The organism is uncultured Methylobacterium sp., from assembly GCF_964251405.1.
In the GTDB taxonomy this organism is placed as follows: Bacteria; Pseudomonadota; Alphaproteobacteria; order Rhizobiales; family Beijerinckiaceae; genus Methylobacterium.
On sequence record NZ_CAXUJR010000146.1, the window covers coordinates 3,466 to 4,616 of the forward strand.

Annotated in this window: 2 protein-coding genes and 1 pseudogene; all 3 read right to left on the bottom strand. The window is 66.7% G+C overall.

What is annotated here, in order from left to right; genetic code table 11:
• The coding region (gene trpS, locus ACFE7U_RS17275; RefSeq protein WP_375410945.1) for a tryptophan--tRNA ligase at positions 1-740 on the bottom strand (740 nt) is incomplete at its 3' end.
• 104 nt (positions 741-844) lie between these two features.
• Entirely contained in the window at positions 845-1,045 is a 201-nt protein-coding gene (locus ACFE7U_RS17280) for a helix-turn-helix domain-containing protein (RefSeq protein ID WP_375410946.1), read from the bottom strand.
• Positions 990-1,151, bottom strand: a pseudogene (locus ACFE7U_RS17285) (mandelate racemase); the annotation flags it as partial. The gene ACFE7U_RS17280 and the pseudogene ACFE7U_RS17285, both read right to left, overlap by 56 nt.

A 1,151-nucleotide genomic window follows, 5' to 3' on the forward strand; every position in this document is an offset into this window, starting at 1 on the left:
ACCTCGGAGGGGAGGGGCTCCGGGTCGGTCTTGGCCTTGCGGACCTTGTTGGCGATGGCGTCCGCGTCGTCGGTGAGATTGATGCGCGAATTGTCCGACGGATCGGATTTCGACATCTTCTTGGTGCCGTCGCGCAGGCTCATCACGCGGGCGGCAGGCCCACCGATCAGCGGCTCGGTGATGGGGAAGAAGCCCTCGCCATGCCCGTGCGCGGCGATCGACTGCGAAAAGTCGTTGTTGAACTTCCCCGCGATGTCGCGGGTGAGTTCGAGATGCTGCTTCTGGTCCTCGCCCACCGGCACATGGGTGGCGCGGTAGGCCAGGATGTCGGCGGCCATGAGCACCGGGTAGGCGTAGAGCCCGACGCTGGCGGCCTCGCGGTCCTTGCCGGCCTTGTCCTTGAACTGGGTCATGCGGTTGAGCCAGCCCAGCCGCGCGACGCAATTGAAGATCCAGGCGAGCTCGGCATGGGCCGGCACCTGGCTCTGGTTGAACACGATCGAGCGCGCCGGGTCGATGCCGGCGGCGAGGAACGCGGCGGTGACCTCTCGGATCTGCGTCTTCAGCTCGGCCGGGTCCTGCCACAGGGTGATCGCGTGCAGGTCGACGACGCAGTAGAGGCACTGCGCCTCGCGCGCCTGCATCTCCACGAACCGCTTCACGGCGCCGAGATAATTGCCGAGATGCAGGTTCCCGGTCGGCTGGACGCCGGAGAAGACCAGTTCGTTGAACGCGGCCATCGCGCGTGTTCCCGTTCGTATCGCGAGTGAGGAAAGCAAGCCGCGCGGCTGTCCTGTCCGGACGCCGCGCGGGCGCAGGTTTCTGGACCGGCCTAACGGGAGGGTCAAGGCAGGGAACGAAAGCCCGTCGCCGCCTGCCGCCAGACGCGAGGCGGCATCCCGGTCAAGCTCTGGAACGCCCGGCTGAAATGGGCGGCGTCGGCATAGCCGAGATCGAGCGCGATAGCCCCGGTCGGTCCGCGGCAGGTGTTACTCGGCGAGGTCGCGCATGACCTTGATGAGGTCGGATTTGCCCTCGAAGCCAATCCCGGGGATGTTCGGCATGACGATGTGGCCATCCTCGACCTTCACGCCGTCCGGGAAGCCGCCATAGGGCTGGAACAGGTCCGGATAGCTCTCGTTGCCGCCGAG